General features: G+C 61.4%; 22 protein-coding genes and 1 riboswitch. Of the genes, 6 read left to right on the plus strand and 16 right to left on the minus strand.

Annotated features, from left to right (window positions below; all coding sequences use genetic code 11):
• Positions 1 to 2: 2 nt before the first annotated feature.
• Entirely contained in the window at positions 3 to 350 is a 348-nt protein-coding gene (locus E8K79_RS16825; protein ID WP_136515744.1) for a helix-turn-helix domain-containing protein, read from the minus strand.
• Positions 334 to 588: a type II toxin-antitoxin system RelE family toxin gene (locus E8K79_RS16830; protein ID WP_198419839.1), complete on the minus strand. Its 255-nt coding sequence runs from the start codon at positions 586 to 588 to the stop codon at positions 334 to 336. Before E8K79_RS16830 ends, E8K79_RS16825 begins: the two co-directional genes overlap by 17 nt.
• Before the next feature lie 317 nt (positions 589 to 905).
• Between E8K79_RS16830 and E8K79_RS21345 the strand changes: the two genes are divergently transcribed.
• Positions 906 to 1,073 carry a hypothetical protein gene (locus tag E8K79_RS21345; protein ID WP_198419840.1) on the plus strand — a complete coding sequence of 56 codons (168 nt, stop codon included), beginning with the start codon at positions 906 to 908 and terminating at the stop codon, positions 1,071 to 1,073.
• Positions 1,074 to 1,076: 3 nt separating this feature from the next.
• Here the strand turns inward: E8K79_RS21345 and E8K79_RS16835 are convergent, their stop codons facing one another.
• From E8K79_RS16835 to E8K79_RS16845, 3 genes are all read right to left on the minus strand, one after another.
• Positions 1,077 to 1,376: a DUF2442 domain-containing protein gene (locus E8K79_RS16835; RefSeq protein WP_136515746.1), complete on the minus strand. Its 300-nt coding sequence runs from the start codon at positions 1,374 to 1,376 to the stop codon at positions 1,077 to 1,079.
• Entirely contained in the window at positions 1,336 to 1,509 is a 174-nt protein-coding gene (locus tag E8K79_RS21700) for a DUF4160 domain-containing protein (RefSeq protein ID WP_342782563.1), read from the minus strand. The genes E8K79_RS16835 and E8K79_RS21700 overlap by 41 nt, the downstream gene beginning before the upstream one ends.
• A gap of 144 nt (positions 1,510 to 1,653) precedes the next feature.
• The gene (locus E8K79_RS16845) at positions 1,654 to 5,232 is read right to left on the minus strand and encodes a DUF748 domain-containing protein (protein WP_246043859.1); all 3,579 of its coding nucleotides are present in this window, start codon (positions 5,230 to 5,232) and stop codon (positions 1,654 to 1,656) included.
• Between the two features lie 211 nt (positions 5,233 to 5,443).
• Here E8K79_RS16845 and E8K79_RS16850 point away from each other — a divergent pair, with 211 nt between their 5' ends.
• Complete coding sequence (locus E8K79_RS16850; RefSeq protein WP_162604696.1) at positions 5,444 to 6,181, plus strand: sulfite exporter TauE/SafE family protein; 738 nt, start codon at positions 5,444 to 5,446, stop codon at positions 6,179 to 6,181.
• Positions 6,182 to 6,207: 26 nt separating this feature from the next.
• Positions 6,208 to 6,723, plus strand: coding sequence for a GNAT family N-acetyltransferase (locus E8K79_RS16855; RefSeq protein WP_246043860.1), 516 nt, complete (start codon positions 6,208 to 6,210; stop codon positions 6,721 to 6,723).
• Positions 6,724 to 6,731: 8 nt separating this feature from the next.
• On the opposite strand, the gene E8K79_RS16860 is transcribed toward E8K79_RS16855, so the two are convergent.
• The 3 genes from E8K79_RS16860 to E8K79_RS16870 all read right to left on the minus strand — a co-directional run bounded on the left by E8K79_RS16860 (position 6,732) and on the right by E8K79_RS16870 (position 12,036).
• Positions 6,732 to 8,684, minus strand: a complete 1,953-nt coding sequence (locus tag E8K79_RS16860; RefSeq protein ID WP_162604697.1) for an ATP-binding protein — start codon at positions 8,682 to 8,684, stop codon at positions 6,732 to 6,734.
• 14 nt (positions 8,685 to 8,698) lie between these two features.
• Positions 8,699 to 9,886, minus strand: a complete 1,188-nt coding sequence (locus E8K79_RS16865) for an FIST signal transduction protein (RefSeq protein WP_136515752.1) — start codon at positions 9,884 to 9,886, stop codon at positions 8,699 to 8,701.
• 86 nt (positions 9,887 to 9,972) lie between these two features.
• Positions 9,973 to 12,036, minus strand: coding sequence for a tetratricopeptide repeat protein (locus tag E8K79_RS16870; protein ID WP_162604698.1), 2,064 nt, complete (start codon positions 12,034 to 12,036; stop codon positions 9,973 to 9,975).
• A gap of 465 nt (positions 12,037 to 12,501) precedes the next feature.
• On the opposite strand from E8K79_RS16870, the gene E8K79_RS16875 reads away from it, so the two are divergent.
• The 3 genes from E8K79_RS16875 to E8K79_RS16885 all read left to right on the plus strand — a co-directional run bounded on the left by E8K79_RS16875 (position 12,502) and on the right by E8K79_RS16885 (position 16,337).
• The gene (locus E8K79_RS16875; RefSeq protein WP_136515754.1) at positions 12,502 to 14,253 is read left to right on the plus strand and encodes a flavocytochrome c; all 1,752 of its coding nucleotides are present in this window, start codon (positions 12,502 to 12,504) and stop codon (positions 14,251 to 14,253) included.
• 91 nt (positions 14,254 to 14,344) lie between these two features.
• Positions 14,345 to 15,613 (plus strand): MFS transporter, encoded by a 1,269-nt coding sequence (locus E8K79_RS16880; protein WP_136515755.1) that lies wholly within the window; start codon positions 14,345 to 14,347, stop codon positions 15,611 to 15,613.
• A 103-nt stretch (positions 15,614 to 15,716) separates the two neighbouring features.
• Complete coding sequence (locus tag E8K79_RS16885) at positions 15,717 to 16,337, plus strand: DUF922 domain-containing protein (protein ID WP_136515756.1); 621 nt, start codon at positions 15,717 to 15,719, stop codon at positions 16,335 to 16,337.
• 127 nt (positions 16,338 to 16,464) lie between these two features.
• Here the strand turns inward: E8K79_RS16885 and E8K79_RS21150 are convergent, their stop codons facing one another.
• The 8 genes from E8K79_RS21150 to E8K79_RS21155 form a co-directional block, all read right to left on the minus strand.
• The gene (locus tag E8K79_RS21150) at positions 16,465 to 17,232 is read right to left on the minus strand and encodes a hypothetical protein (RefSeq protein ID WP_162604699.1); all 768 of its coding nucleotides are present in this window, start codon (positions 17,230 to 17,232) and stop codon (positions 16,465 to 16,467) included.
• 299 nt (positions 17,233 to 17,531) lie between these two features.
• The gene (locus E8K79_RS16895) at positions 17,532 to 18,485 is read right to left on the minus strand and encodes an HD-GYP domain-containing protein (protein WP_136515757.1); all 954 of its coding nucleotides are present in this window, start codon (positions 18,483 to 18,485) and stop codon (positions 17,532 to 17,534) included.
• Positions 18,486 to 18,783: 298 nt separating this feature from the next.
• Complete coding sequence (locus E8K79_RS16900) at positions 18,784 to 20,382, minus strand: hybrid sensor histidine kinase/response regulator (RefSeq protein WP_136515758.1); 1,599 nt, start codon at positions 20,380 to 20,382, stop codon at positions 18,784 to 18,786.
• Positions 20,376 to 20,579, minus strand: a complete 204-nt coding sequence (locus tag E8K79_RS16905) for a hypothetical protein (RefSeq protein ID WP_136515759.1) — start codon at positions 20,577 to 20,579, stop codon at positions 20,376 to 20,378. Before E8K79_RS16905 ends, E8K79_RS16900 begins: the two co-directional genes overlap by 7 nt.
• A gap of 82 nt (positions 20,580 to 20,661) precedes the next feature.
• A riboswitch (cyclic di-GMP riboswitch) is annotated at positions 20,662 to 20,738 on the minus strand.
• Positions 20,739 to 20,856: 118 nt separating this feature from the next.
• Positions 20,857 to 22,758: an Lnb N-terminal periplasmic domain-containing protein gene (locus tag E8K79_RS16910; RefSeq protein WP_136515760.1), complete on the minus strand. Its 1,902-nt coding sequence runs from the start codon at positions 22,756 to 22,758 to the stop codon at positions 20,857 to 20,859.
• Positions 22,759 to 22,853: 95 nt separating this feature from the next.
• A complete protein-coding gene (locus E8K79_RS16915) occupies positions 22,854 to 23,324 on the minus strand; it encodes a DUF3015 family protein (protein WP_136515761.1) in 471 nt (156 codons plus the stop codon).
• Positions 23,325 to 23,639: 315 nt separating this feature from the next.
• Entirely contained in the window at positions 23,640 to 25,055 is a 1,416-nt protein-coding gene (locus E8K79_RS16920) for a methyl-accepting chemotaxis protein (protein ID WP_342782564.1), read from the minus strand.
• On the minus strand, positions 25,015 to 25,629 hold the full coding sequence (locus E8K79_RS21155; protein WP_162604701.1) for a nitrate- and nitrite sensing domain-containing protein: 615 nt from the start codon (positions 25,627 to 25,629) through the stop codon (positions 25,015 to 25,017). Before E8K79_RS21155 ends, E8K79_RS16920 begins: the two co-directional genes overlap by 41 nt.
• Between the last annotated feature and the right edge of the window lie 141 nt (positions 25,630 to 25,770).

Consider the following 25,770-nt stretch of genomic DNA (forward strand, 5'->3'; position numbering starts at 1 on the left):
GTTCAAATATGCAGTTGTTCCAATGAGATCCCCAGCGCAGCGGCTATCTTTCTAAGAGTTGCCAGCCGTGGGCGTGCGGTGGGATGCTCGAACTTCGCAACGGCGGCTTGCGATACATTCAGCCGCTTTGCGAGGTCCTCCTGCTTCAAGCCAAGTTCTTCCCGCCAGGCCCTTATCAGAGACATGTCGTGCAGCACGTGAGCTTCGACAACGGACTGGGGGATTCCTGAGGCCTGGGCTTTCTCAGCCTCCAGCATAGGGCGAATGCGCTGGAACTCTTCCCATGGCACCAGCACAAAAGCTGGTTGACCTCCATGCTCGATGATTTGATATTCAGTCGGTTCGCTCATCGCGTTTTTTGATCTCCTCTACACTGACGATGTCGATTTCCTCCTGCACGTTAAGTAGCACGCGCCAGTCTCCCACCCGCATCCTGTGAGTGTACCTGTGACCGACAAGTTGCTTGACGTTTGGACAGGAAGAAAGATCTACGAGACTCCGGGCAGCCAATACTATCCTCTGCTGTACGGAGCGGTCGCCGATTTTTTTGAGCTGTTTCACAGCCTTTGGTTGCCAGACAACTTCCATTATTATAACCTGATATAACCTTTGATCAATAGGAAATTTGGCCGCCGCTCAACGATCAACGAACCCCGACCCTGTTGATGGTCCCGCTGTCGTAATCGGGCATGAAAACTGGCACATTATATCGGCGCGACCTTGGTTGTCCATGCGTAGCGCGGGAGCGCGGGGGACGGCTCATGAACTACATTTGAATTGATAAAGGTTGGGGGCGCATGTTATGCTGCGTTGCCTAAAACTCATTGGAGTGGGGAGTGGTATCATCCCCGGACCGGTGCGGGAACCTTGAATATGTCTTGGAAGAGTTTGAATTGGAGGGAGCTATGTCCACACCGCTCATCGCAGTAGCGGCTATCCTGGCTGTCTTTGCTCTGGTACTGATCCCGTTGATGATGATGAAGGGCCGCGAGGAAGAGAACCACGCCCAGCAACAAGACCATCCCACCCATCAAGGAAGAAGATTCACGAAGAAAAAAAAGAAGAGGAAGTAGCTATCAACCTTCTTTGGAGTTATCCACTCCGCCTTCCTGTTGGATGGCGCTTATGAGCGGGAAGCGTTCCGGGTGCAGAATACTGTCCAGGGTAAGATCTACATCGAGCTCCGGCCAGTACAGGTGCGTCGGTGATGCGAGTTCCACGCGGACCAGTTTCTTTATCGGGGCGTCCTCGAACCATGGAAAGGTTTCAAAGGGAAGAAAAAGTTCCTCGCCACGCACCATAATCCAAAAGCCATGGGTGGAAACGTTGGTGACTTCAACCTCCGAAGTGTTTTCGCCATGCCTGTTGTATGTCATCTTCACGTTCCTCGATCAATCTCCTGACAAGACGTAACTCGCTTCTGGACAGGCCACAGTTCTGGGCCATCTCGATTTGGGGTTCAATCCAGAATTTTGCCTCCCCCGCGTGGCCATGCACATGGATGTGCATCCGTGTTTCTTCGCGAGAAAAGAAAAAGAAGCGGAACCCGTCTTGCCTGAATACGGTGGGGCTCACGGATGCCTCCGATTCGGACGACAACAGGTTACTAGAACTGTACGTATTTGACAACCTGCTGGCCCCGTTCCGGCGGGTTCACCGTGCGATGGCGCTGAACTCGACGCGGCTGCGACCGGCGGTTTCCTTTTCGGGCGCCTTGTAGATGTCGCCGCTTCCCTGGAAGAGTTTTTCCGCCGGTAACCCTCCCTGGGTCGCCAGATAATTGATGACGGTTGCCGCGCGCTCCCGCGCGAGCGCCTGCAGCTCGTTCTCGCCGACCACTGTGTTGGCGATGATCAGCTTCTTCATCTCGTTGTCCGGCAGGTCCTTCACCATGCCGAGGGCGTTACGCGGTTTCGGGAACTTCTCCTTCTTGTAGACTCCCTTCAGGAATTTGCTGTACTCCTCCGGCGTCACCTGCACCGTCTCGCTGTTTTCCCCTTCTTTAACCTGCTGTTCCTTCACCAGGAAGAGGAACTTCTCGTTGCGCACCTTGCGCGCCAGGAGTTCCTGCCGGTATCCCTCCGGGTCCCTCCCCTTGTCGACGAACCCTTTTATCTCCAGCTTGAGTCCGGGGCGGTCGGCGACCACCTTGGCCAGCTGCGTCAGTTTCTTCGCCTCGTTCGCTGAGAGTACGCTTGAGCCCGCCTCGAAGCTCACCATGCTGAAATCCTGCCCGCCGCCGCCAATCGAAGAGAGCAGGGCGAATGGGGAGGTGGCCGCCTTCACTAGCAGGTTCTTCAGCACCTGGCCGATGAGACGCCAGACGCTGAACTGGGGATCGTCGGTCCGCCCGGTGACCGGGAGGTCCAGGTGGATCTCGCCGTTACGGTCCTTTAAAAGCGCGATGGCAAGCCTTACCGGCAGGCTGGTCGCCTGGTTGCTGTCCACCTTCTTCCCGAAGGTGAACTGGTCGATGAAGACCTTGTTCTCGGAGGTGAGCTGCTTTTTCTCGATGAGGTACTTGAGATCGAGAAAAAGCTTTCCCTTGTCGATGGCGTAGCCCAGGTAGGTGCCGGAGTAGGGGGTGACCGGGGCCAGCTCGATGTCGCGGAAGGAGATCTTCAGGTCGACGAAGAGGTCGTCCCGCAGCGGGTTGAGCCTCCCGGAGATCTGCATGGGCGAATGGTTTTCCAGGTTGCCGCGCAGGTCGACGTCGGCGAACTTGGATGCCTCCGAGGTGAGCCCGCTCACCCTCCCCCCCAGGTTGTAGAAGGTGCTGTTGAAGGTCTGGGGGAGGTGGTTGTCCGTGAAGGCGAGCGTGCCGTTTTGAATCGTCACGCTCCCGACCGAGATCTGGCGCTGACTCGCGGGGGGCGCTGCAACGGCGCCGGGTGCGGCCACCGGTAGTGCAGACGGAACCGCCTGCGCCGCGGGTGCTGCCTGAGCTGCCGGCTGCGCTTCCGGCTCCTTCCTGACCAGGTCCTGCAGGTTGAGGGTGCCGTCCTTTCTGATGATGATGCGGGAATAGACGTCGTTCAGCGCGACCTCGCGGATGCTCAGGGTGAATGGGGCGAAGGTTCCCTGGAAGGCGTCAAACTGCAGGCTCTCCCACTTGAGGAGGTCCTGCTCGGTGATGTCGATGCTGTGGAAGTCGCGCACCCCGGCGTTGCCGCGGAAGCTCCCCACCGCCTTGCCGTCCTTGAGGGCGAGATCGAGGTCGACCGACGTATCGAGGTTCCCGCCGATGACCGAGAAGTTGAAGCTCTCGGGGAAGTAAGGCTCGAAGTCGCTGATCGGGAGCCTGCTGATGCCGATGCTCCCGCGGTAGCGGAAGGGAACCGGCATGAGGGTGCCGTTCGTCCTAAGCGTGGCGCCCTTGCCGTAGGTGGTGGAAAAGCGCAAGGGAGACGGCTGGAACTTCGGCCCCTGCAGGTTCGCGAGGGTCAGGTTCGCGTTGCGCAGCGTGAAGCGGGGCGGCTCCTCGAAGGTCTTGTCGGTGAAGGTGACGTTGAATTTCTCAAGCCTTGTCTGTTTAACCACATAGGAAAACGGCCTTCCCTTCGGTTCGGCCTTGGCCTTTTTCGCCTTGGACGCAGGTGCCGTGGCTGCGGCGGATGGCGCCGGGAAGAGCGACATTATGGAGAGCTTCCCGTCCGCTTGCTTTGACAGGGAGATGTTTCCCTGCGCCAGGCGGATGTCGCCAATCTCTAGACGGTTCTCCTTCTGGCGGAAGCTTGTTCCGGATACCTGCAAAAGGGCCAGGTCGAACCCTTCCTTTCCGTAGCGGGCGGCAAGACCGGCGACGGAGAGATCCCCCTTTTTGAGCGATAACCCCTCCTCGGCCCGGTAGCCGAGTTCCGTGGTCAGGCCGAGCGTCCCCTGAAGCGGCGCGGTGAGGTAGGGGCTGAGGTAAGGCCAGATGCGCTGGATTTTGAGTCCAGTGAGGGTGACGGACGACGTGACTGCGACGGGGGAAGCGGAGAAGGTCCCCTCGGTTTTCAGCGCGGCTTCTCCGTCCGCTTTGAGGAAGAGTTGGTACGCGGCCTGGGCCCCCGGAGCGGTGCTGAAGTTTTTGGCGGCGAGGTTTATCTCGGAGATGTTGGCGTTGAAGCCCCCCTTGGGGAGTTCGTCCCGGAAATGAACCGTCGCGTTGGTCATCGCAAGGGAAGGAAGCACTACCTCGGTTTTTTCGGCAGGTTCGGCCGCTTTCGGTTTGTCTCCTTCCGGCGCGGACGGAGCGAGCCGGGAGAACATCCATGCCCCTTGGCGGTCCCGCTCGACGAAGAGCTCGAGCCCCTCCGCCGTTATTGCGTCGAAATGGAACTTCTTGGCCAGCACCTCGAGGGAGGCGGCTTTCACCTCCAGTGCAGGGACGCGCGCGAGCGGCTTCTTACCCGGGAGGTCGATGCTGACGGCGTCGAGCCTGGTCGTTCCTTTGAGCAGCAGTTCCGGTTTCTTGTCGGCCGAGATGCGGTAGGCGATGTCGAGGTCGACGGTAAGCTTGCCGGAGGTGAGCTCGGCCGGGGGCTTCACCGGTGCGTAGGCCAGGTACTGCGGCAGGTCGAGCCGCTTGAGCCCCACGTGAACCGAGGTCTCCAGCGACTTGCTGAGCGGCTTCAGTTTCCCCGCGAAGGAGAAGGGGGCGCCGTTCACCTGCGCCGAGATGCGCGGGTCGATGTATTTATCGGCGAGGTAGGGGCTGTTGCTGATGAAGGGGATATCGACGTTCAGCGCCCGGATCGTATGTTTTCTCCCGCCGCCGACGATGCGGTCGTCGAAGTCGACCGATCCGTTCCTGATGCTGATGTTGTTGAGCGAGAAGCGCAGCGTGCTTCCCTTTTCCTCTTTCTTCTTCGGCTGCTTTTCCAGGATGTCGGTGAAATTGAAGCGGTTCGGCGCGTTGCGCACCAGGTTCACCGTCGGGGTGTCGAGGGTGACCTCGGAGAGGATGAGGGCCCTTCTGAAAATGGATGCCGGCGACAGGGAAGCCTGAAGGCGCCGGAAAGCGATGAAGGGGTGTCCCTCTTTCTCCTCAATGGCAAAACCCTCAACCGTAGCAGTCAACGTGAAGGGGTTGAAGCTCACAGATTCGATGCGCGCCTTGCGTCCGGTGCTCTCTTCCAGAGCCTCCACTGCTTTGATCCTGACAATGGTGGGGAGGATGGCCACGATGAACAGCAGCAGGAAGACAAGGACGGTAGAAGTTATGAGAATATATTTTTTGCGTGACACAAGAACCTCGCTGCAACGCGTGAAGATGGGAACTGACTATAACAAAAGTTAGCACGTTTTGAGTCAAAGCGCACGACTGAGTGGAAAGTAAAAAGAATGAGTAAGAACTGGGCCCCCGTGAGAGACGGATGCCAGAGATACTTCCAGCGCCCTTTGGCATTGAATGTTGCCGGCGGATGGGGTAGAAAGGAGCTGCCTCAGGGAGGGGCTCATGCGCTTTTTTACCATCCTTTCGGTTGCCTTTCTTGCCTCGCTGCTGAGCTCGATGAGCGGGGCGGGTTCGGCCATGCTGACCACGCCGGTCTGGCTCGCGCTCGGATTTCCCCTGCCGGTCGCCATCGCCTCGAACCAGCTAAACGGGGCGGCCTGGACGCCGCTTGCGGCGCGAAACTACCTGAAGGGGCGCCCGGTGGATTGGGCGCTGCTCCGGGTCATGGTCGTCTGCGGCCTTGCCGGCGCGTGGGTGGGGACCATCATCGTGCGGGGGATCGACGCCGCGCTTTTGCAGCGGGTCATCGGCAGCATCATCCTCCTGCTCGTCGCTGTGGTGGCATGCAACCCGGCGCTTGGGCGCAGCGAGGGGGAGCCGCTTCTGTCGCGCGGGGTGACCGGCCTGCTCGCCTTCCCGCTCGGCGTTTACGAGTCCTTCTTCGGTTCGGGGAACGGGCTCTTCACCTCCATGCTGCTTGCCAAGGGGCGCGGCCAGACCCTGGTCGCCTCGCTTGGCTGTTATTACACCATCGCATTTTTCTGGAACTGCTTCGCCGTCGCCGTCTACAGCGCCGCCGGCTTCGCCGATGCCAGGCTCATGCTCCCCTCGACGATCGGCTCGGTGTTCGGTGCCTATCTCGGGTCAAGACTTGGGCGGCACAAGGGGCATGACTGGGTGCGGGGGCTTTTCGTGTTGCTCGGCGGGGTGCTGGGGCTCAAGCTCGCGCTTGGGTGGTAGGGGCGCTGCCGCACCGGGGAGGAAGATTGGAAACGGGGAAATTGACGATACGCAAGGAGCGGCCGGAGGATGTGGCCGCCATCACACGGGTGGTCGAAGCGGCCTTCCACAGCCACCCTTATAGCAACCAGACCGAGCACATCCTCGTGGAGCGGCTGCGCTCGGCGGGGGCGCTCAGCGTCTCTTTGGTGGCCGTCCTGGACGGCGCGGTGGTCGGGCACATCGCCTTTTCTCCCATCACCATCGACGGCAAGACGTGCCGCTGGTTCGGCCTGGCGCCGGTCTCGGTGCAGCCGGATCACCAGGGGGAGGGAATCGGCTCCATGCTGATCCGGGCGGGACTCGCAGAGCTTGAGCGCCTTGGCTGCGACGGCTGTGTCCTCTTGGGCGAGCCGGCGTACTACGGGCGCTTCGGCTTCAAGGTACGTGACGGACTCACCCTGCCGGGCGTTCCTCCCGAGTACTTCCTGGCGCTCCCCTTCCGCGCCGAGAACGCGACCGGCGTGGTCGCTTACCACGACGCCTTCGCGGTCTGTGGCTGATTCTGCGGCTATTGTGATACCACTGGGATGCGCACGATGAAGGTGGTCCCGACGCCGGGCTCGCTCTCCACCTCGATCGCGCCATCGTGCTTTTTCACGATGTCGTAGACTATGCTGAGCCCGAGGCCGGTGCCGGTGCCGACCGCCTTCGTCGTATAGAAGGGATCGAAGATGCGCTTGATGCGGTCGGCGGGGATGCCGCAGCCGTTGTCGGAGATCTCGACCCTGATCATGCCTTCCTGCAGGGTGGTGCGCACCGTGATCACGCCGAACTTCTCGATCGCCTGGGCGGCGTTCACCAAAAGGTTCATGAATACCTGGTTCAATTGACCCGGGTTGCACAGGGTGCCCGGGATCTCACCCAGCTCCTTCCTCAGTTCCGCCTTGAATTTCAGCTCGTTCCAGACTATGTTGATGGTGCTCTCCAGCCCCTCGTTCAGGTTCGCCACCTTCATTTCAGATTCGTCCAACCGGGCGAAACCCTTGAGCTCCTGCACGATCCTCTTCACCCGTCCTGCTCCCTCCTGGCACTCCCCGATCAGGTGTCCCACGTCCTCTATGACATGGTCCACCTTCAAGCCCCGGCGCTGCTGCGCGACCTCCTCGACGACTTCAGCACCGCCCCCTTCGCGATGCAACTTTCCGATCGCGTCGTCCTGCACCTTTATGAAGCCGGTGAGCCTGTCGGCGTACTTGCCGAGTGTGTTCAGGTTGCTGATGATGAAGCCCATCGGGTTGTTGATCTCGTGGGCAACGCCTGCGGCCAACTGCCCTATCGATGCCATCTTCTCCTGCTGCAGCATGTGGGCGTGGGTCTGTTGCAATTCGGCGCTGGCTTGCTCCAGCGCGCTGGTCCGATCCGCCACCCGCTGCTCTAGTTCGGCGTTCAGCGTCCGGATTGCCTCCTCAACCCGCTTGCGTTCCGATACGTCTTCCACGACGCCGTCGATGTGGCTTATCCCGCCGCCGGGAGAGAAGCTCGCGCGCACGCTGAGCCTCACCCAGCACTTCGAGCCGTCCTTGCGGTAGAACTCAACCTCGCACCCCTTGACGGTGCGCCCTCGTGCCAGCTCGCAAAGTATCCGTGTGCGCTGCAGCGGGTCGACGTAAAGCTGGCGGGCGATGTCGGTGATCGACCCGATCACCTCTTGGGGGGCGTGGTAGCCGAGGATCTCGGCCAGGGCGGGGTTGCAGTTCAGGAACCTCCCTTCCACGGTGGCCTGGAAGATACCCTCCGTTGCGTTCTCGAAGATGCCGCGGTACTTGGCCTCTGCCAGGCGTTCCTGTTCCAGCGCCCGTGCGGTGTTGGCCAGAAGGATGTGGTTTTCGATGCTGGAGGAGAGTAGCCCCGCCAGGTTGCCGATGCCAAGCAGCGCCAGCTCGCTGTCGCTGATCCTGCGGCAGAAAGGGAACTGCTCCGCGGAGTTGCCCACGGCAAGCAGGGCTACGGGGAGGTCGTGGGACCCCAGGGGGTAGATGAGGTATTCCGTTGCCTGCATCAGCGCAGCAAAGCGCCGCAGCAGCGGATCATCGCTCTCTTCGAGGCAGATCAGGAAGGGGGCACCTCCGTACAGTGGGGCGAGCAGTGGATCGTTTCTGGGGACGGCGAGCCGGCTCGCGGCGTCGCTCTCTTCGGCGTGGTAGTAGCCGTCCCACGCGTTGGCGCGATAGCTTGCCTCGTCGGCGTCGAGTCTGCAGAAGACGACCCTCTCGTACCCCAGGTTGTTGATGATGAAGTCCGCCGCCGTACTGAAGATTTCTGAAAGATCCCGCAGGCCGTTCAGGTTACGGTTGAACTGGTACAGTTCCTGGTACTCGCGCAACTGCACGTCGAGCTGCTCCTGGTAGCGGTAGAGTTTCCCCTCCGCCTTCACCAGTTCCTTCACCTGTTGGGCGAGCGTTTCGTTCTCCCGGCGCAGGAGGGCCGTTTCATCGTCTGGTGGCGCGGCACCGGCTGGCATCTCCTGCCTTTCCATCAGTAGACGGCCGCTACCACGGCGGTGAAGTTGTGGAAGCAGTTGTGGTGGGCGATAGGACCGATCTCGCCGTAGGTGTAAAAACCGATCCATGGGACCTCGTCCGGGAACTCACGCTGCAGCGACGAAAGCAGGGCGCTTTTCTCGCTTTCGCGGAACACCATCTTGCCGCGGCCCACGCACTCGAAGTGGAGCACAAACTTCGGCACGCTTTCGGGCAGGGTTCTCAGCTCCCTGGAGATCGCGCCGAGACCGGCGGTGATGAGTTCCTTGTCGCGGCGCATGATCCAGAGCTCGGTTCCGGGGGTGACCTCCGACTGGATAATCACCTCACCTGCGCCGTCGTTCTTCCCGGGCATGTAGCGGATCACGTACTCCTCGTACCCCTGCCTCATGTGCTCCGGCGTCTTGAAGCCGAGGCAGAGGTTGAGGGACGACTTGTTCCACTGCGTCATCCAATCCGGGTCGAGGTATTCCTGGAGCGCCTCCAGGGCAGGCCTGCCGTCGATCTCCTGGATCACGTTCCCGGCGCAGCGCGTGATGGTGCGCTTGCTCCCGACCGGAACGCAGCCGTGGTTCACCCCCCAGGCGATGCTGGCGGAACCTGACATGAGGACGGCGACCATCCCCCCGGTGAAGACCTCGTCGTTGTGGTACTGGTAGGTTGCGTGGAGGGCCCAGTTGTCGGCGGCGAGCCCGCCGAAGAACGGGAGCGGTTCCTGCCGCCCCATGGTCCTTTCGAAAGAAGAGAGAAAGGGGTCGAAGTTGAAGACGAGGCCGTCGGCAAAGAGCAGGCAGGCCCGGGTGTCGGGTGCGGTGAGGGGCTTGAGCGTCACGGCAAGCTCCTCGCCCGCCGCCTCGGCCCTCCCCTCGATCTCCTTGATGTGGGCGCTATGAAAGCGGATCTCGTCGGAGGCGATGGTCATGACGCTGACGCCGAAGTTGGACTCGATGCAGGTCCCGTGCGTGATGATCCCCTCGCCGGAGCAACCGCACAAAAGGGCACCGCCGGTCGCCTCCCTGATCGATGCGATAAGCTGGTGCTGGTCGTAGCCCACGGTGGCGAACACTAGGACGAAGTCGGGCGTCGTCACCTTCGCCTGTTCCAGGGCTTTCCGGGCGGCCTCTTTGCCGGCCGCCGACGGATTCCTGTTGCTGCTGAATCCTACTCCCGTGCAGGTCCCCATACGCTTTTCCCTCACTCTGCTGCATGCAGTTACCGATGCTATCTCATCGGCTCATTAAGGTAAAAGCTTTAGGCCAACTCTTTGCCTCACCCCCCTTGCGCTTTGGCGTGATACAGGTTGTTTAGGTACTTCTGTTCCTGCGGACTCAGCTGCACCGCTTTTTCGAATGCGGAGGCCGCGTCCCTGAAGCGCCCCTGGTTCGCGTATATGATCCCCATGCTGTTGTAAATCTCAGCATTCCCCGGCTGCAGGTCGGCCGCCGTCCGCAACTGGGCGATCCCCTCCTCCTGTTTTCCACTCATCCCCAGCGCGACCCCAAGGTTCTTGCGTCCTTCCGCCGAGCGAGGATCGAACTTCACGGCAAGGCTAAACTCCTCGATTGCCTCATTCATCATCCGCTGGTTCGCATATAGTACGCCCAGGTTGTTGTGCGCGTCCGGGTACTCCGGGTCGACCTTGAGCGCAAGCTGCAATTCGGCGCGCGCCTCGTCGGTTTTTCCCTGTTTGCTGTACGCAACCGCCAGGTTGTAGTGCGCGTACTTGTTGTCCGGGTTCCCCTGCAGGGCGGCCCGGTACTGGCTAATCGCCTGCTCCACCCCTCCCGTTTTCTCGTAGGCCGCTCCAAGGTTCCTAAGCGCCTCCACGTTCCCCGGGTCGATCTTCAAGGCGGTTTTCAGTTCGGTGGCTGCCTCGTCGTTGCGCCCCGCAGCGAGGAGCGCTATGGCCAGGTTGTTGTGGGGGCGCGCCTTGCCGGGTGCCTTCTCGGCACAGTCCTGCCACAGAGTGACCGCGCTTCCCCATACCAGGTTCCGTTGCCAGGTGGAGACGGAAAGCACGAGGACGACGACTCCGACTGCGGCGGCCGCCGCACGGGGGGCGAGCCGCGCGAGCAGTGGGGCAAGAAGCGCAGCGGCGGCACAGAAGATCCCGACCGAGGGGAGGTAGACCCTGTGCTCGAAGATGACATCCCGGATCGGGATGACGCTCGACTCGACGCTCAGGGTGATAAAGAACCAGAAGATGCCGAACCCGGCCAGCCGCTGCCATGGCTCGCGCGACGAGCGGCGGTACAGGTAGACTCCCGTCCCGGCCAGGGCGACGAGCAGCAGCAAGGAGAGGAAGACCCGTGGGGCGAAGAGGGTATGGAAGACGGGGTAGTCGTAGTCGAGGTTCTGCCCGATAGGTATGAGCATGAGCCTCAGGTAGGTGACGATGACGCTGAACTGGGTGAGCAGGTAGTCACCCCGGGAGATGCTAGTCGTCTCTCGTGCGATCCGGTCCATCTCGCCAAGCATCTCTCCGAGCGGTTTACCGGACTGCATGAGACCTAGCGGGACGACGAGCAGGGTCGCCGCGAGCGGAAGCAGCAAGAGTAACCGCTTCCGCGACGGGCTCCCGAAGAAGGAGAACTCGTAGAGCGCGACGGTCAAGGGGAGCGTGAAGGCGATCTCCTTGGTTTTCATCGCCAGCAGGGCGCACAGAAGTGCCGCCATATACCACGTGATGGTGGCCCCCCGCGACACCCCGGCGCGGGCCTCCTGCCGCAGACGCGCCTGGATGTAGCAGGTGAGCGAGGCGAGGTAGAAGAGGGTCGCGAGTGAGGCGAAGCGCTGCACCACGTAGGTGATCGCCTGGGTCTGGATCGGGTGGGCGACGAAAAGGAGGGCGGCTATGAGCGGCGCGAGCGTTCCGGGAGCGATGCCGCGGCCCGCGTCTTCCGCTTCCTCCGTCGTCCTGAAGAACGGTGTCTGCTGCGTCAGGCGTACGAGGAGGAAGACGAAGGCGCCGTTTAAGAGGTGTACGGCGGTGTTAAAGATGTGGTACCCGGTGACCTCCAGCCCACCCATGCTGTAGTTCAGGGCGAAGGTGAGGTACCCGATGAAGCGGCGTGGGTTGTAACGGTAGCCGGTCCCGTCGAAGAGGAACGAGGCGAGGTTCTTGATCACCGGATTTTCGGTGATGGAGCCTTCGTCGTCGATGACGAAGGGGGCATGGAAGGTGTTGGAGTACGCCAGAAGTCCCACTATGGCGATCAAGGCGAGCTGCAGCCACGTGCTGCCGCCCAGGATCTCAAATGGCGAGCGCCTTACCCCCGCCGCGGGACTTTGATTTTGCCGCGTCTCCTGCCTTGCTGCTCTCTCTTTCCCCATTGGAACACCTCCGTTTGAAGGGCCAGCATCACATTGCGCCGCCGTGCAGTACGCGGCCCGCATTACATGCAAAAAACTGCGTATGCATATCATGTTTGCATGTGTGCTGGCAACTGATTTGCCCCTGGTATGGGAGAAATGGGACCACGAAAAGGTATTGCCGAAGGGCATAACCATAACCCTGGGTTATACCTGTTGGTAAACATTTGAAAGCATTGGATACTTTGCTAATGAGCGGTGTTCGTCCCATAACCTTTGGTTATCGTTGGCCCTTCTTGCGCTCTTCAAGGTGGTGGCTAAAGTTATCATTAAATCAGCACCTTTACGGTCGATGGTGGTGTTGGCATCGCTCGTGCTCTGTCAGAAGGCGCAAGGGCGCCCCTTCGGGAGGGCGTTTTTCCGGTAAGGGTCATACCAACCGGAGGCGGGCGGTAATACGCAAACAGACGCGAAAGGAGAAAGATGATGAATTCAAAGTTGGGCATTTTGTTGGCGGCACTGTTGGTGCTGGTATCGGCTACGGTGCTTTGGGCCGGCGGTGCAGAGCCCCTGGCAAAACTGCACGATGGGAAGGCGGCGTGCGCGGATTGCCACGGCAAGGGGAAGAGGATTGTCGTTGATGACAGCGAAAAGGGGGTGAACAGCCGTTGCGTCGGTTGCCACGGCACCCTGGCCGAGCTTGGCGGCAAGTCACGCGAGGAGGTGAACCCGCACCGCTCGCACCTGGGCGAAATCAATTGCACCACCTGTCACCACGGTCACACCGCTTCCTGGGCCTACTGTCTTAGCTGCCATGCCTTCGATATGAAGATCCCGGGGGGAGGGGCGGTCGCGACCAAGGCTGCCGCGACGTCAAGGCAGGCCAAGCGCGCCGACAAGGCGGACATCGTCGTGATTGGCGCCGGCGCCGCCGGCTTCACCGCCGCGATAACCGCCCACGATGCCGGTGCCAAGGTGATCATCATCGAGAAGCAGCCGATCACCGGAGGCAACAGCATGCTCGCGGCAGGCGGGATGAACGCGGCCGAAACGGTCTATCAGAAAGAGAAGGGGATTCCCGATTCGGTCGACCTCATGTACAAGGACACCATGACCGGCGGTGGCAACCTGAACGACCCGGCGCTCGCCATGGTGCTGGCCAAAAATTCCGCCTCGTCGGTCGACTGGCTGACCCGCCTCGGCGCTGACCTGAGCGATGTCGGCCGCATGGGGGGCGCGAGCGTGAACCGCACCCATCGCCCGAAAGGTGGCGCAGCGGTCGGTGCTCACATCACCGAGGTGCTGCGCAAGAACGCGGCCCAGCGCAACATCGACATCCGTATCAACAGCAAGGTCGTGAAGATCCTCGAGGACAAGAAAGGGCGCGTGATCGGCGTACGGGTGGCCGGCAAACACAGCGGCGAGTACACCATCAAGGCCAAGGCGGTCATCATCGCGGCGGGCGGCTTCTCGGCCAACCCCGAGCGCGTTGCCTTCTACCGCCCCGAGTACAAAGGGATGACCACCTCGAACCAGCCCGGCGCGACCGGTGACGGCATCGAGCTCGGGAACCAGGCCGGCGGCGAGCTGAAAGACATGAAGGAGATACAGATCCATCCCACCGTGGCCGCCGGGAGCCGCACCCTGATCACCGAGGCGGTGCGCGGCAACGGCGCCATCCTGGTGAACCACGAAGGGAAGCGTTTCGTGAACGAGCTCACCACCCGCGACAAATGTTCCGCCGCCATCCTCGCCCAGAAGGGGCAGTCCGCCTTCCTGGTGTTCGACGAGGGGGTACGGAAAAGCCTGAAGCAGATCGACGGCTACTTCCACCTGAACCTGGTCAGCCAGGGGGGCTCGGTGCGCGATCTCGCCGCCGCGATCAAGGTGCCTGCCGACGCGCTGGAAGCCTCCATCGCCTCCTATAACAAGGCGGTCGACGACAAAAGCGATGCGGAGTTCAAGCGCCCCGACCTGCCGCGCGCCCTGCGCACCGCCGGGTATTACGCCATCGAGGTGAAACCGGGCGTGCACTACACCATGGGCGGCCTGAAGATCACCACCGGCAGCGAGGTGCTCGGCAAGGACGGCAAGGTGATCCCGGGCCTCTACGCTGCGGGAGAGGGGACCGGCGGGGTGCACGGCAAGAACCGCCTGGGGGGCAACTCAATCTCCCAGACCATCACCTTCGGCAGGATCGCGGGCGAGAACGCCGCGAAGATGGCGATGGGCAAGTAACTAAGGAACCATAAGCAGGGAGGCGCCGCGTGGCGCCTCCCGAATCCGGCGGGCCTCGTCTCTTGGCCAGGATGCTTTCAATGAGGTACGTATGGAGATGGCCAAAGGCATTCCCCTGATTACCGACGGCAACTACCGCCTCTTCTGGACCGGACAGGGGCTCTCCTGGCTCGGCAGCGTCATGCAGTCGGTGGCCCAGGGGTGGCTGGTCTGGTCCCTGACCGGTTCGCCGGCGCATCTTGCGCTCACGGCGGTGATGCTTTCCCTGCCGGTGCTACTCTTCGGCGTGTTGGGTGGGATAAGCGCTGACCGCTTCGACCGTCGCACCCTCCTCATTGTCACCCAGCTTAGCTCCATCGTCCCGAGCCTTATGCTCGGTGCGCTCGCCTTCCGAGGTGCGGCGACCACCCCGGTCATCATGGCGCTCGCCTTCTTTCAGGGGGCGCTGAACGCCTTCGACGTCCCTGCGCGCCAGGCGCTCCTCGCTGAGCTCGTTCCGCGCGAGCAGATCGGTCAGGCCGTCGCCTGCAACGCGGTAGCCTTCAACGCAACCCGCCTCCTTGGCGCCGCCGCAGCGGGGTGCCTCATCGCCTCCTGCGGGGCTGCTTCCTGCTTTTTCATAAACGCCGCGAGCTTTCTTGCCGGAGGGGTGACGTTATTTTTCGTACGCGTTCCATACCGCAGGGTTGAGCGTCCCGTGAGGTGCCGGCCCCTATCTGTCGCGGAACTGCGCGGGGGGATGCGCTTTGTAATGATGCACCGGGAGATCACCCTGCTCCTCACCTCGGTGCTGCTTGTGGGCCTTCTCGCAATCCCGTTCGTCCCCCTGCTCCCGGTGTTCGCCGATTCGTTCGCTGCGGGCCCCCGGGGCCTTGGCACCATGTCCGCCTCCCTTGGCGGAGGCTCCCTGCTTGCCGCCCTCTGGCTCGCCGCCACGGCACGTCTGCCGCAACGGCGCGACGACCACCTGCCGGCAGGGATGCTGTTACCGCTTGCGCTGCTGCTCTTCGCGCTTTCAACGAACTATCTCCTATCCCTCGTCGCGCTCTTCACCGCTGGGGCCGCCGTCGTCATCTTCCTGGCCCGGGTGAACTGCTCTCTGCAGCAAAACTGCCCTGACCGGCTGCGGGGCCGCGTCATGGGGGCCTATACCCTGGCTCTTTTGGGGGCGGCACCCATAGGCAGCCTCCTTGTCGGCGCCATCGCCGCATGCACCGGGGCCCAGTTTGCCCTCATCCTCACCTCGTCCACCTGTGCGGCGTGTCTTGTCGTTTTGCGACTGGGAAGGCGCCGGGAGGGAACCACTGCGACGCCGTGGGGCAGCTCCCTCGTCGGCAGCGACTGCGCGCGCGACTGGTAAAAGGCGGAATCTCGCTCCATTGTGATACGTGTCACCCGTGCCTTCTCCTCATTGGGATATCGTGGCTTTACCTTTTCATCCCAATATCGGAGTCTCCTTCCCTATGGTGCACCGTTTAACCGCCCGCGCGGCGATCGCCCTATTTGTTTTAGCCTGCTCGTCCAATCTATTTGCTGCGGAAGCACCGTCGTGCGAGCTGAAGGTCCGGGAGGGGTACCGCTTTTATGAGATAAGCGGCAATAGCCTCGATCAACTGAGGGAGCAGATCAATCAGAAAGGGACCAGGTGGAGCGACGGCAAGGTCTACTCCGCCCTTACCAATTGGGATATCCATTACAAGTACCGTGTCGCCAGCAACAACGGCCGCTATTCGGTGCGGTCCGCGGACACGACCGTGGAGATCTGCTACTACCTACCCCGGCTGGATGCCGACTCCTGCCCGCCGGAGCTCGCCGGCCGGTGGAAGGAGTATCTGGCACATCTGCAGCGTCATGAGTACGGTCACAAGGACCTGGCGGTACAGGCCGCTTCCCAGGTGAACGAGATGTTCGCCACCCTCCCCAGTTTCGGCAGCGAAGAGGAACTTGCCGCCGAGATAACGAAGCGGACCGAGGAGAAGTTCCGGCACCTCAAGGAGATCCAGATCGACTACGACCGGGACACAAGGCATGGCGAGACCCAGGGCGCCGTGCTCCTTTCCGCCGGCGGCGCCGGCGGAGCATAAAAAAAGGGCTACGGGCAATCCCCGTAACCCTTCCTTCCTCTTCTGTCATCTCATAATCCATCCCGTTTATCTACCGACACCACCGCCGGTGCCCATCGAGCCCGTGCCACCGGTTCCGGTACCGGTGCTACCCCCCCGTTCCCATGGTGCCAGTGCCGGTTCCCGTGGTGCCCCCGGTACCGGTGCCCATCGTGCCGGTGCCGGTACCCATCGTGCCGGTGCCGGTGCCGGTGCCCATGGTTCCGCCTGTGCCTGTGCCGATGCCGGTACCCTGGTTGTAGTACGTGCCGCTTGCACCCTGGTTGTCATAGGTGCCCGGGGTGGTCTGGTTCAGCGTACCGCCGGTGCCGGTCCCGGTTCCCCGGTTGTCGTAGCTGCCGCCGGTCCCCTGGTCGTAATAGCTGCCCGGGGTCCGGTTCAGCGTGCCACCGGTGCCACTACCGGTCCCGGTCCCGGTCCCCTGGTTGTAGTAGCTGCCCGGGGTCTGGTTCAGCGTACCGCCAGTGCCCCTCTGATCGTAGGTACCCGTGGTTCCACCTACCGTTCCGCCTGCGCCGGTGCCCATGGCGCCGCCGGTGTCCGGACCTAGCCGTTCAACGGTGAAGTCCTGCCGCACCGTAGTCCTTGCCCCGACGCCGCTTGGCAGCGCTGTCCCGGACTCGAAGCTCTGAACGCTACCGCCTGCGCCTGTGCCGGAAGCGGCGCCTGTCCTGTGTGTTGTCCCCTTATGCATCGTTTTGTGGGCGCCTGTTTTGTGCGTCGTTTTATGGGGCGACGCCTTGTGGGTCTTGCCCGAGTGCATGCCGGCGTCCGCGGCATAACCTGAGCCAGTGGTCATTCCCATCAGGCCGAGCATTGCCACCGTTGTGAATAGCAACCTTCTTACTGTTCTCATCTTCTGACCTCCATACCCCGTTTCGTGGGGAGGCCCCGCCTGCGTCCGAAGCGGCATCGCCGCTTGCGAGCGTCGCGGCGCCAGGTTGCAGATGTATACAATCCGATGCTGCTGACACCAGGTTAGCATATATTATTAGCAAAGGTCAATTTTATGACAGGCGGGGTAAGTGGGTAAGTGGCGATAAATGCGGGGCTAAAAGGCGCAGCGGTGGGTTGCGTTGCCGTCTCGGGTGTGGGGGGATGTGGGACTGATGCTTAAAAAAGAGGCCTGTCGCACGGCTTATGGGAGCGGGGGCGTTACTCTTTGCGGTCGCTGACCAGCTCGATGAAATGTTCGAGGAGCTGCTGGTTGAACGCCTTCCCCGATTCCTCGCGCATCATGCGGACCGCTTCCTGGTGGGGGACCGCCTTGCGGTACACCCGGTCGAGGGTTAGGGCGCTGTACATGTCGCAAAGGGCCGAGAGCTGGGCGCTGCGGGGGATGTTGTCGCCCTTGAGGCCCGTGGGATAGCCGTTGCCGTCGTAGCGCTCATGGTGGTGACGCACGATGGTGAGGGATACGTCGCTGAAGTGGTGGCTGTCCATCAGGAACTCGTAACCCTTCTGGGTGTGCTGCTTGATCTTGTAGTACTCGACGTCCGAGAGGGCGTCCGGCTTGTTCAGTATTTCGTTGGTGACGAAGATCATGCCGTAGTCGTGCAGCATGGACCCCACCCCCACATCCACCAGTTCGTCCGGGTCCACCTGGAAGAGCTTTTCGTGTGCCAGGAGGTTCAGCGCGGTCACCTGTACGCTGTGGGCGTAGATGTAAAGGTTATGGGCCACAACGCCCTGAAACGAGTGCAGGGCGTGTTCGTCGCCTGCCACGTAATGCATCAGGTGACGTACCAGTTGCCGGCATCGCTCCAGGTTCGCTGCCTGTTCGGGGGCCTCGAAGGCGTCGACCAGGTAGTTGATCGAGGTCTGGTACAGGATTTTCCCTTTTCTTGCACTGTCCAGATCATCGTTGTTCAGCAGCTCATCCAGCCCCTTCTCCAGGTACGCCGACAGCTCCTCCATGTCGCCCGATCTGACGTACATGAACTCGATGCCGTTTCTTTCCATCCTGCTGCGGTCGGAACTGGAGAATTTTCTCTGAGCGTCCTTGTACAGCACGTAGTTACCCGCACTCTTCATGAACAGCGGGATGGACGGAAAGTATTCGGGATCTATGCTGTCGATGCTTATGGCACGCCAGTAGTGGTCTTTCATTGGGTAACCTTCCGGTTCACTCTGGTGGGATCGTGGCTGTGAGAGTATGTCTGCGGTAACGCTGCATTCATACTCTTCTCGGCATTTACCGGTAAAACTGAAGGAGAGATTGGCGGGCGGCTTCATCTCATTCCAGGTGGTGCTCATACAGCGGCATCACTCACTATGACAGAACAATTGCACTTAGGCGGGAGGGGACGGGACGAGCAGAAGCGCGCCCTAACGGCGAAAGCTTCCCTGATGCACCTGCGAGCTGGGGGAGATTTCGGCACAGGAGTGGACGGTGCAGGGATCATTGTTACAGAGGTGGGATGCGGTCGACCTGCCACAGCTTAGCGAGCATCTCGTGCAGCAGGTCCATCCGGTACGGCTTCGCCATAAAGGCGGCATGCCGATCGCGGTCGATGAACGGAGAGACCTCCTTCTTGCCATAGCCGCTGCAAAAAAGGACGGGGAGCGACAGGTTCTTTTTGCGCAGTTCGTGGTATGCCTCGAGACCGTCCATCTCCGGCATGGTGAGGTCCATGACGACCAGGTCGATGTCCCCCTCGCGGTCGCGGTAGACTTCTAGCGCCTCAAGGCCGTTGCAGGCGGTGACGACCCTGCATCCCAGGGCGGTCAGGAGAACCGTGCCGACGCTGCGCAGCTCAGGTTCGTCGTCAACGAGGAGCACGGTGCCGTTAAGCGGCTCGCGCGGCCCGGGTGCCTGGGAGGCATCGTCACGGCGCGGAGTCTTTTCGTCTAATACGGTGCTTACGGGGAAGTAGACCTTGAAGGTGGTGCCGCTGCCCGGTGTGCTGAAAAGCTGCAACGCCCCCTTGTGCGATTTGATGATCCCCATGATGGCGGACATCCCGAGGCCGCGGCCGGTGAACTTGGTGCTGAAGAACGGCTCGAAGATCCGTCTCTGGGTCTCCTCGGTCATGCCGCAGCCGGTATCGCTCACCTGGAGGCGGACGTAGGGACCATGTAGGATCTCGCTGCCGAAGAAGTCGGCCTCGCCTTCCCCCACCGTGCAGCTTTCCAGAGCGACGCGTACCGTCCCTTTGCTGTCACCGATCGCCTCCACCGCGTTCACGATGATGTTCATTATGATCTGCTGGACCTGGCTGCGGTCTCCGGTCACCGGCGGCAGCCCATGGGGGAGCTCGCAGCTGAAGGAGACGTTCTTCTTGAAGGCGGGCTGGAGCATGCTGATAATCTCGCTCACCTGGGCACGGAGATCGATCTCGGACTGCACGAGCGGGCTTTTCCCGGCATAGGTCAGCATCTGGCGGCAGAGGTCGGCGGCCCGGTTTCCTGCGATCTCGATCTGCTCCAGGTGTTTCACCGTTTTGTCCGGGAGCGCGATGTTGCGGGCCAGCACGCAGTGCCCGAGGATGATGGTCAGGATGTTGTTGAAATCGTGCGCGATGCCGCCGGTAAGGACGCCGAGGCTTTCGAGCTTTTGCGTTTGTTGCAGCTGTTGTTCCAGTGCGAGTCGATATTCCTCGGCCTTCTTGCGTTCGGTGATGTCCCGGGCTACGTGCACGCAGGCGGCAAGCTCGCCGACCTCGTTGTAGAGGGGAGAGACGGATATCTCAAAGAAGCCGCCCAGATGCTTTTCCTCGATCTCAACGTTCGGGGCCTCGCCATCTTCCATGAGCCGCAGGAAAGGGCAGGTGTCCGGGGATGCCTTTAGCCCGTGGAAGATCTCGTAGCATTTGCGGCCGGGGAGCTCGGATGGATGCATCCCGACCCGCTCCGCCATGGCGCGGTTGACCCGGGTGATGGTGTGCCGGGTGTCGGTTATGAAGATGAGGTCGGGGACCGCGTCGAAGGTGAGTTCCCATTCCCGTTTCCCGCGGCTAAGCGCCTCGTATAGGAACTGGGTGGACAGGTGGGTTTCTGCTAGCATGCTTTCCCCTCCATGTTCGCCGGAGGGTGTTGCAGGAAAAAGGCGCAGCCGGCGCGGTGGCGCAGGTGCACCCCCTGCTGCAGGGCGAGGCTTAGGTTTATATAGCAGCCGCAGTTTTTCAGTGGTACGCCGCTTATCTGGCGCGTGATGGTGAGCGAGCGGAAAACCACGACGGGGCTGAAGAGGGTGCAACGCATGACGATAATCTCCCCTGGGCCTGCACTCCAGTGAGCTCTGCCTCGGAACGCAAAAAAGCCGGGGCAGAATATCCAGTGATATTTCGGCAACCCGGCTGTCTCAGGGAGACCCAATAGGCTTTCCGCCCCATCCTCGCGGATGGTTGAGTATTATCGTCTATCTTGCAGTTATGTATGTGTCTTGAAAATTATGCACATTGCCCTCTCCGATGTCAATAAAATGGCTATGTACTTACGGTGAATCCCTGTGAGTTGAATCACTAAAAGAGAAGTTACCTCAGAAGTAGCAGTTAAGGAGAACTCTTGCTTCTGGGACTGCGTGTCCGGAGACATCGCCGTAACTTAAGACGAGTGCCAGACTTTGGTGCTGTGCCAGCCTGAAGTTCTGCGCGAGGCTTGCTTTGAGCGATATGCGGTCGTCACCTACAACGTAGAAGAAGGCCTCACCCAGAACCTGAACTTTCCACCAGTCGCGCACCTGCTCGAGCGCGCCAAGCGACACGCCAGGGGCCGCCGCAACCGACCCGCGTAGCCTTTTCCCCGCGTTTATGTCCGCCTCGGCGAAGCCATACAGGATGCCGCCGAAGGGGGACCTGCGCGCAAGCCCGCCGCCGCTGTTCAGCCGGAAGATCAGGGAATCCCGGCCGTCTTTCATCACCTCGGTGTCCCATCCCGCTGCGATCTTCCAGGAGAAGGGTCTGAAGAAGCGGTCCCTCGGGGCGGCGGAGAGGATGTCGAGCAGGTGCATGGTGCGCAGCCTCAGGCGTTCCTGCTCCGGAACGTAGTCGACGAGCGTGTCGAAGAACTTGATCTGCGCCCCGGCTAGGTACCCCTGGTCCGGGTCGAGGAGACCGTGGAAGGCCGGTTGCAGGTGAACTGCGATATAACCGTCGCCGCGGCGCGCCCCGCCGCCGATGCCGACCGTGCTCGTGCGATGCCCGGCGTCGGGAGGGGGAGGGGGGGCGATGTCGTAGGCGGCCTCTCCCTTGCCGAGCGCGCTCCGCTCCGCGAGGATCTTCAGGTAGAGCCGGTTGTAGTCCTGAGGCTCGAGCTCCTTTCGGGACAGGCGCAGCTGGATGAGTTCGGCCCCCAGGTCAAGGATCTCCCGCCTTTGTTCGTCGCCGGCATCGCCCGCGTGCAGGCTTTTCGCCTCCCGTTTCCCTTGGGCGAGCTCGAGGGCCGCCTGCTGCCCTTGTTCGTCAAGCAGCGAGGCGATCTGCGCGATGCGCCTTCCCTGCGACGGGCGGTAGACCGCGTCCTCGAGGATGCCGCTTTGCCTTGCGATGTCGATGGTGTTGGTTGGCAGCACGAAGACGCCGGTTTGGTCCGACAGGTGCAGCGTCGGGCGTGCCGCCTCGAGCAGAAACAGTAGGTTGTAAGAGCAGTTCTCGTCGAGGAAGTAGTAGTCCGAGGAGATGCGCTGCAGCTCCAGGGCGTGCAGGAGCAGGCGCTCCACCTCCTCCCTGGAGAGCCTAAGCCGGTACTCCCACATGTCTCGGTGCTCGAGGTCGGCGTACTCCTTCACCTTCTCGTAGTAGGGAAGGAGGGAATAGTACCCCTTGTAGAAGCCGGAGAGCCCCTTGAAGGCGTAGAGAAAACCGTTGGTGTCGTTGGCGTCAGCCGCGTAGTTCACCGCGTATGAGATGAGGCTGCTTTTGCTGCTGCCGTCGATGCGGATCAGGGTGTGCCCGAACATCGAGGCGGGACTGTTGATGTGTCCGACCGGGAAGACGAGGACCGCGGAACGCGCATCGATGGTGCGCAACTGCTCCTTTTGTTCCGAGCAGGCGGTGGCAGGAAGCCGCGCCGGGTCGACGTGCAACTGTTCGCTGAGCCAGGCAAGGCGTGCCGGGAAGCGGCAGATGGGGTGCTCTCCGTCGGGAGCGGACGGCGTGAAAAACGCGTGGATGGTCGCTTCGAGCTCCGCCTCGGGGTCGGTTCTGCCGGTGCGGGACAGGAAAAAGGCCGGATCGGAGATGCGGCTTATCGTGCCGACAGTGAGCTTTTTCTTGTAGTGCAGCAGGATGTGCCAGCCCCGCTGCTCCGCGAGGTGAGCTTCCCTGGCTTTGCAGAGCAACTGGTCAGGGTAGGTGGCGGCGTCCTCGGCAACGGACGCGGCGGCGGTGCAGAGGACGAACGCGAAGGCGAGGAAGGTGTGACGCAGCAGGGATCGTGTCATTACAGTGCTCATAGCATGGTTTGAGACGTTACAGCAGACAAAAAACGGGTGCACAGCTTTTGCTGTGCACCCGGCTGAGAAAAGGCTGCCCTGTCCTAGTTGTTGTTTACCGCCACCGCGTTGTCGATCACCTCGGCCATCACGATCTTGTCGGAAGTGAAGATGCTGCTGAAGTTAGCCTGCAGCTTCGCCTTGAAGGCGTCCCCTTCGGCCCCTTTCACACCGAGCATCTCGACGAAGGTATCGAGGGTTTCACCCTTGCCCATGGCGATCTCTTTTGCGAGGTTGTCCATGTTCGCGCGCACGAACTGGTTCAGCTTCTCGTTCTGGACGATCTTGCTCGGCTGCTGGCACTCGGAGGTACCGGAGGAGATGCCGAAGGTCTGGGAACCCGAGGTGCCGTTGGTGGTGGCCTGGAAGGCCTGGAGGATGATCGAGTTGTCGGCCTTGTTCTGGAAGATCATGGTGCCGAGGCCGCATCCTACGTTGGTATGGGCCTGGCCGGCGGCGAAAGCGGAAGCACTGCTCAACAGGGTGATTACGAAAGCGATCAGTACCTTTTTCATTTTTGGGTCTCCTTTTTTAGGAAATTTTCACCAAGTATAAGGGGACCTTTCTTGCTGTCAACCTTCCGATGCAAAAAGATCGAAGCTTGCCGCGTGAGTCATCGCTTTGCGTCGGGGGGGGGCTGGATCAATACTTACGGCACTCGGCATGGATGTGAGAGCGCGCTGAGCGGGTGCAATGAATCGCCCCCCCTGTGATAAGGGGGGGCGATTGGATAAGCCATTCTGCGGAAAGCATCGACGACTGGCGAGGCTCTGTCGTCTTCTGCGCAGATGCCGTGAAGATGCACCTGTTGTTCGTTTGTGTCTTCGGTTTTACGCGAGCTTGAACCGTCCCACGATCTGTTGCAGTTCCGAGGCGAGGGTGGACATCTGCGTCGCCTCCCTTGCCGTCTCGTGCGCCCCGTTTGCCGTCTCGGAGACCACCCCGGTGATGGTGCCGATGTTGGCGGTTATCTCGCCGGTCACTGCGGTCTGCTCTTCCGCCGCGGTGGCGATCTGATGGATCTGTGTGGTGAGCTCCCCGATGGCGTTCAGGATCTGGTCGAGTGCCTCGCCGGAGCGTCGCGAGCTCTCCATGCCGCCCTCCACCTCCTGTACGCCGAGCTTCATGCTTGTCACCGCCCCGTTCGTGTCACCCTGGATCGCCCTGATCATGGTGCCGATTTCCTTGGTGGCCCTGGTGGTTCTCTCCGCGAGCGCTCGCACCTCGTCGGCCACCACGGCGAAGCCGCGTCCCTGCTCGCCGGCCCGGGCCGCCTCGATGGCTGCGTTCAGCGCAAGCAGGTTCGTCTGGTCCGCGATGTCCTCGATGGTACCGACGATGGCGCCGATCTCGTCGGAGCGGGTGCCGAGGTTTTGTACCGTCCGCGCCGACTCCTGGACCCTTTCTGCGATCTTTTGCATGCCGATCAGGGTCTGCTGCACCACCTCGGCGCCGCCGCGCGCCGTGTCGCTGGCGCGGTTTGACGACTCCGCCGCCTGGGAGCAGTTGGCGGAGATGTCGTTCGAGGTGGCACTCATCTCCTCGCTCGCCGTGGCGACCGCGCCGGACTGCGAGGCAACTTCCTCGGCGGCGGTCGCTATCTGCACCGCGGTTGCGCTCAGTTGCTGGCATGACGTGGAGAGCTGCATGGTGTTGCTGGAAAGCTGCGCGACGATGCCGTGCACGTTCTCGATGAAGCGGTTGAACCAGGTGCTCACCTCGCCAAGTTCGTCCCTGCGTCCCACCTCAAGCCGTTTGGTGAGATCGCCTTCCCCCTCTGCGATGTCCTTTAGCATGCCGAGCATCCGGGAGAGCGGTCTCGTGATGCCGGCCGTGATGATGAAGCCGAGCAGGCAGGTGCCGAGGCTCGCCAGGGCGGCGAGCACGAGGCTCAGGATGAGGGTGACTTTGGCGCTGTGCGCGAGCCCGCCGGCAGTGGCGAGGATCTCCTTGGTGAGCACATCCTCGACCTCCTTCATGGTGTCGATCTTCTCGGTGATGGCCGGGAACCAGGTCTCGGCCGGGATGCCGAAGTGCCCGGAGATACCCTTGGAGAGCACCGCACCCCTTATCTCCTCGACTTTCGCGAATACCGGGGTTTTCGCCTTCTCGTCAAAGGCGCTGATTGCCTCAGGCGAGGCGAACTTGCGGAACAGGTCAAGGTAGTCCTGCTGTGCTGCGAGTATGGTCATGGTGCGCTGCAGTCTATCTTGGTCGAGCGCATCCGCGGCGAGGACCGCATTCAGCGTTGCGCGTTCTTTTGCCGGTCTCCTCCTTGGCCTTCACGAAGCTGTAGTAGGCGGTTGCCTGGCGCATCACCTCGCGCTTGCCGCTTGTGGTGGCGACGGCGGCCACTACGTCCATATAGGAGTTGATGAGGCCGGTGTAGAAAGTGTAGGCCTGGGCGCCGGTGACCTGCAGGGTGTCGATCCCGGAGCGGGTCGTCTTCAGCTTGTCAATGGCGGCTGCGGCCGTGTCGAGGCTCGGCTTCACCAGCTTCACCGAGTCCTCGTTTTTTTTCTGGAAAGCGGTCACATCCTCGATCGCTTTGTCCACCTTGGCACGCTGCCCTGCGAGCTCCTCCTTGAATTTCGTACCTTTTGCATTGAGAAAGCCGGAGGTGTAGCCGCGCTCTTTCTGGATCTGGTGCGAGAGCTCTCCCACCTGCACCGCGAGAGCCGTCAATTTCTGGGTCTGGACCAATCCCTGGAGCAGCGCGTAGTCCTTCTTTGCGTTCCAGAGGGAAAAGAGCACCATTCCCAGGACGGGAACGGCGATCATCAACGACAGCTTCGTGCGTATCTTCAGGTTCTTCAACATGACGGATATTCCTTTCTTGCGGGGATGTTCCGGCCTCCCCTGCCTTCGGCCGCGGTGCATCGTGCTTCTTATCGTCGCAGTGAGGAGGTTTTGAATTTCGTTTTCATATCGGTGGCGGGTGCCGGAAACTTTAGCCAAAAA

The organism is Geomonas edaphica (genome assembly GCF_004917075.1).
Lineage (GTDB): Bacteria > Desulfobacterota > Desulfuromonadia > Geobacterales > Geobacteraceae > Geomonas > Geomonas edaphica.

Excerpts from the sequence above, each read along its gene's own strand:
- E8K79_RS16825 (WP_136515744.1), bottom strand. The coding sequence starts at position 350 with ATGAGCGAACCGACTGAATATCAAATCATCGAGCATGGAGGTCAACCA.
- E8K79_RS16830 (WP_198419839.1), bottom strand. The coding sequence starts at position 588 with ATGGAAGTTGTCTGGCAACCAAAGGCTGTGAAACAGCTCAAAAAAATC.
- E8K79_RS21345 (WP_198419840.1), top strand. The coding sequence starts at position 906 with ATGTCCACACCGCTCATCGCAGTAGCGGCTATCCTGGCTGTCTTTGCT.
- E8K79_RS16835 (WP_136515746.1), bottom strand. The coding sequence starts at position 1,376 with ATGACATACAACAGGCATGGCGAAAACACTTCGGAGGTTGAAGTCACC.
- E8K79_RS21700 (WP_342782563.1), bottom strand. The coding sequence starts at position 1,509 with ATGCACATCCATGTGCATGGCCACGCGGGGGAGGCAAAATTCTGGATT.
- E8K79_RS16850 (WP_162604696.1), top strand. The coding sequence starts at position 5,444 with ATGCGCTTTTTTACCATCCTTTCGGTTGCCTTTCTTGCCTCGCTGCTG.
- E8K79_RS16860 (WP_162604697.1), bottom strand. The coding sequence starts at position 8,684 with ATGCCAGCCGGTGCCGCGCCACCAGACGATGAAACGGCCCTCCTGCGC.
- E8K79_RS16865 (WP_136515752.1), bottom strand. The coding sequence starts at position 9,886 with ATGGGGACCTGCACGGGAGTAGGATTCAGCAGCAACAGGAATCCGTCG.
- E8K79_RS16870 (WP_162604698.1), bottom strand. The coding sequence starts at position 12,036 with ATGGGGAAAGAGAGAGCAGCAAGGCAGGAGACGCGGCAAAATCAAAGT.
- E8K79_RS16875 (WP_136515754.1), top strand. The coding sequence starts at position 12,502 with ATGAATTCAAAGTTGGGCATTTTGTTGGCGGCACTGTTGGTGCTGGTA.
- E8K79_RS16880 (WP_136515755.1), top strand. The coding sequence starts at position 14,345 with ATGGAGATGGCCAAAGGCATTCCCCTGATTACCGACGGCAACTACCGC.
- E8K79_RS16885 (WP_136515756.1), top strand. The coding sequence starts at position 15,717 with ATGGTGCACCGTTTAACCGCCCGCGCGGCGATCGCCCTATTTGTTTTA.
- E8K79_RS21150 (WP_162604699.1), bottom strand. The coding sequence starts at position 17,232 with ATGAGAACAGTAAGAAGGTTGCTATTCACAACGGTGGCAATGCTCGGC.
- E8K79_RS16895 (WP_136515757.1), bottom strand. The coding sequence starts at position 18,485 with ATGAAAGACCACTACTGGCGTGCCATAAGCATCGACAGCATAGATCCC.
- E8K79_RS16900 (WP_136515758.1), bottom strand. The coding sequence starts at position 20,382 with ATGCTAGCAGAAACCCACCTGTCCACCCAGTTCCTATACGAGGCGCTT.
- E8K79_RS16905 (WP_136515759.1), bottom strand. The coding sequence starts at position 20,579 with ATGCGTTGCACCCTCTTCAGCCCCGTCGTGGTTTTCCGCTCGCTCACC.
- E8K79_RS16910 (WP_136515760.1), bottom strand. The coding sequence starts at position 22,758 with ATGACACGATCCCTGCTGCGTCACACCTTCCTCGCCTTCGCGTTCGTC.
- E8K79_RS16915 (WP_136515761.1), bottom strand. The coding sequence starts at position 23,324 with ATGAAAAAGGTACTGATCGCTTTCGTAATCACCCTGTTGAGCAGTGCT.
- E8K79_RS21155 (WP_162604701.1), bottom strand. The coding sequence starts at position 25,629 with ATGTTGAAGAACCTGAAGATACGCACGAAGCTGTCGTTGATGATCGCC.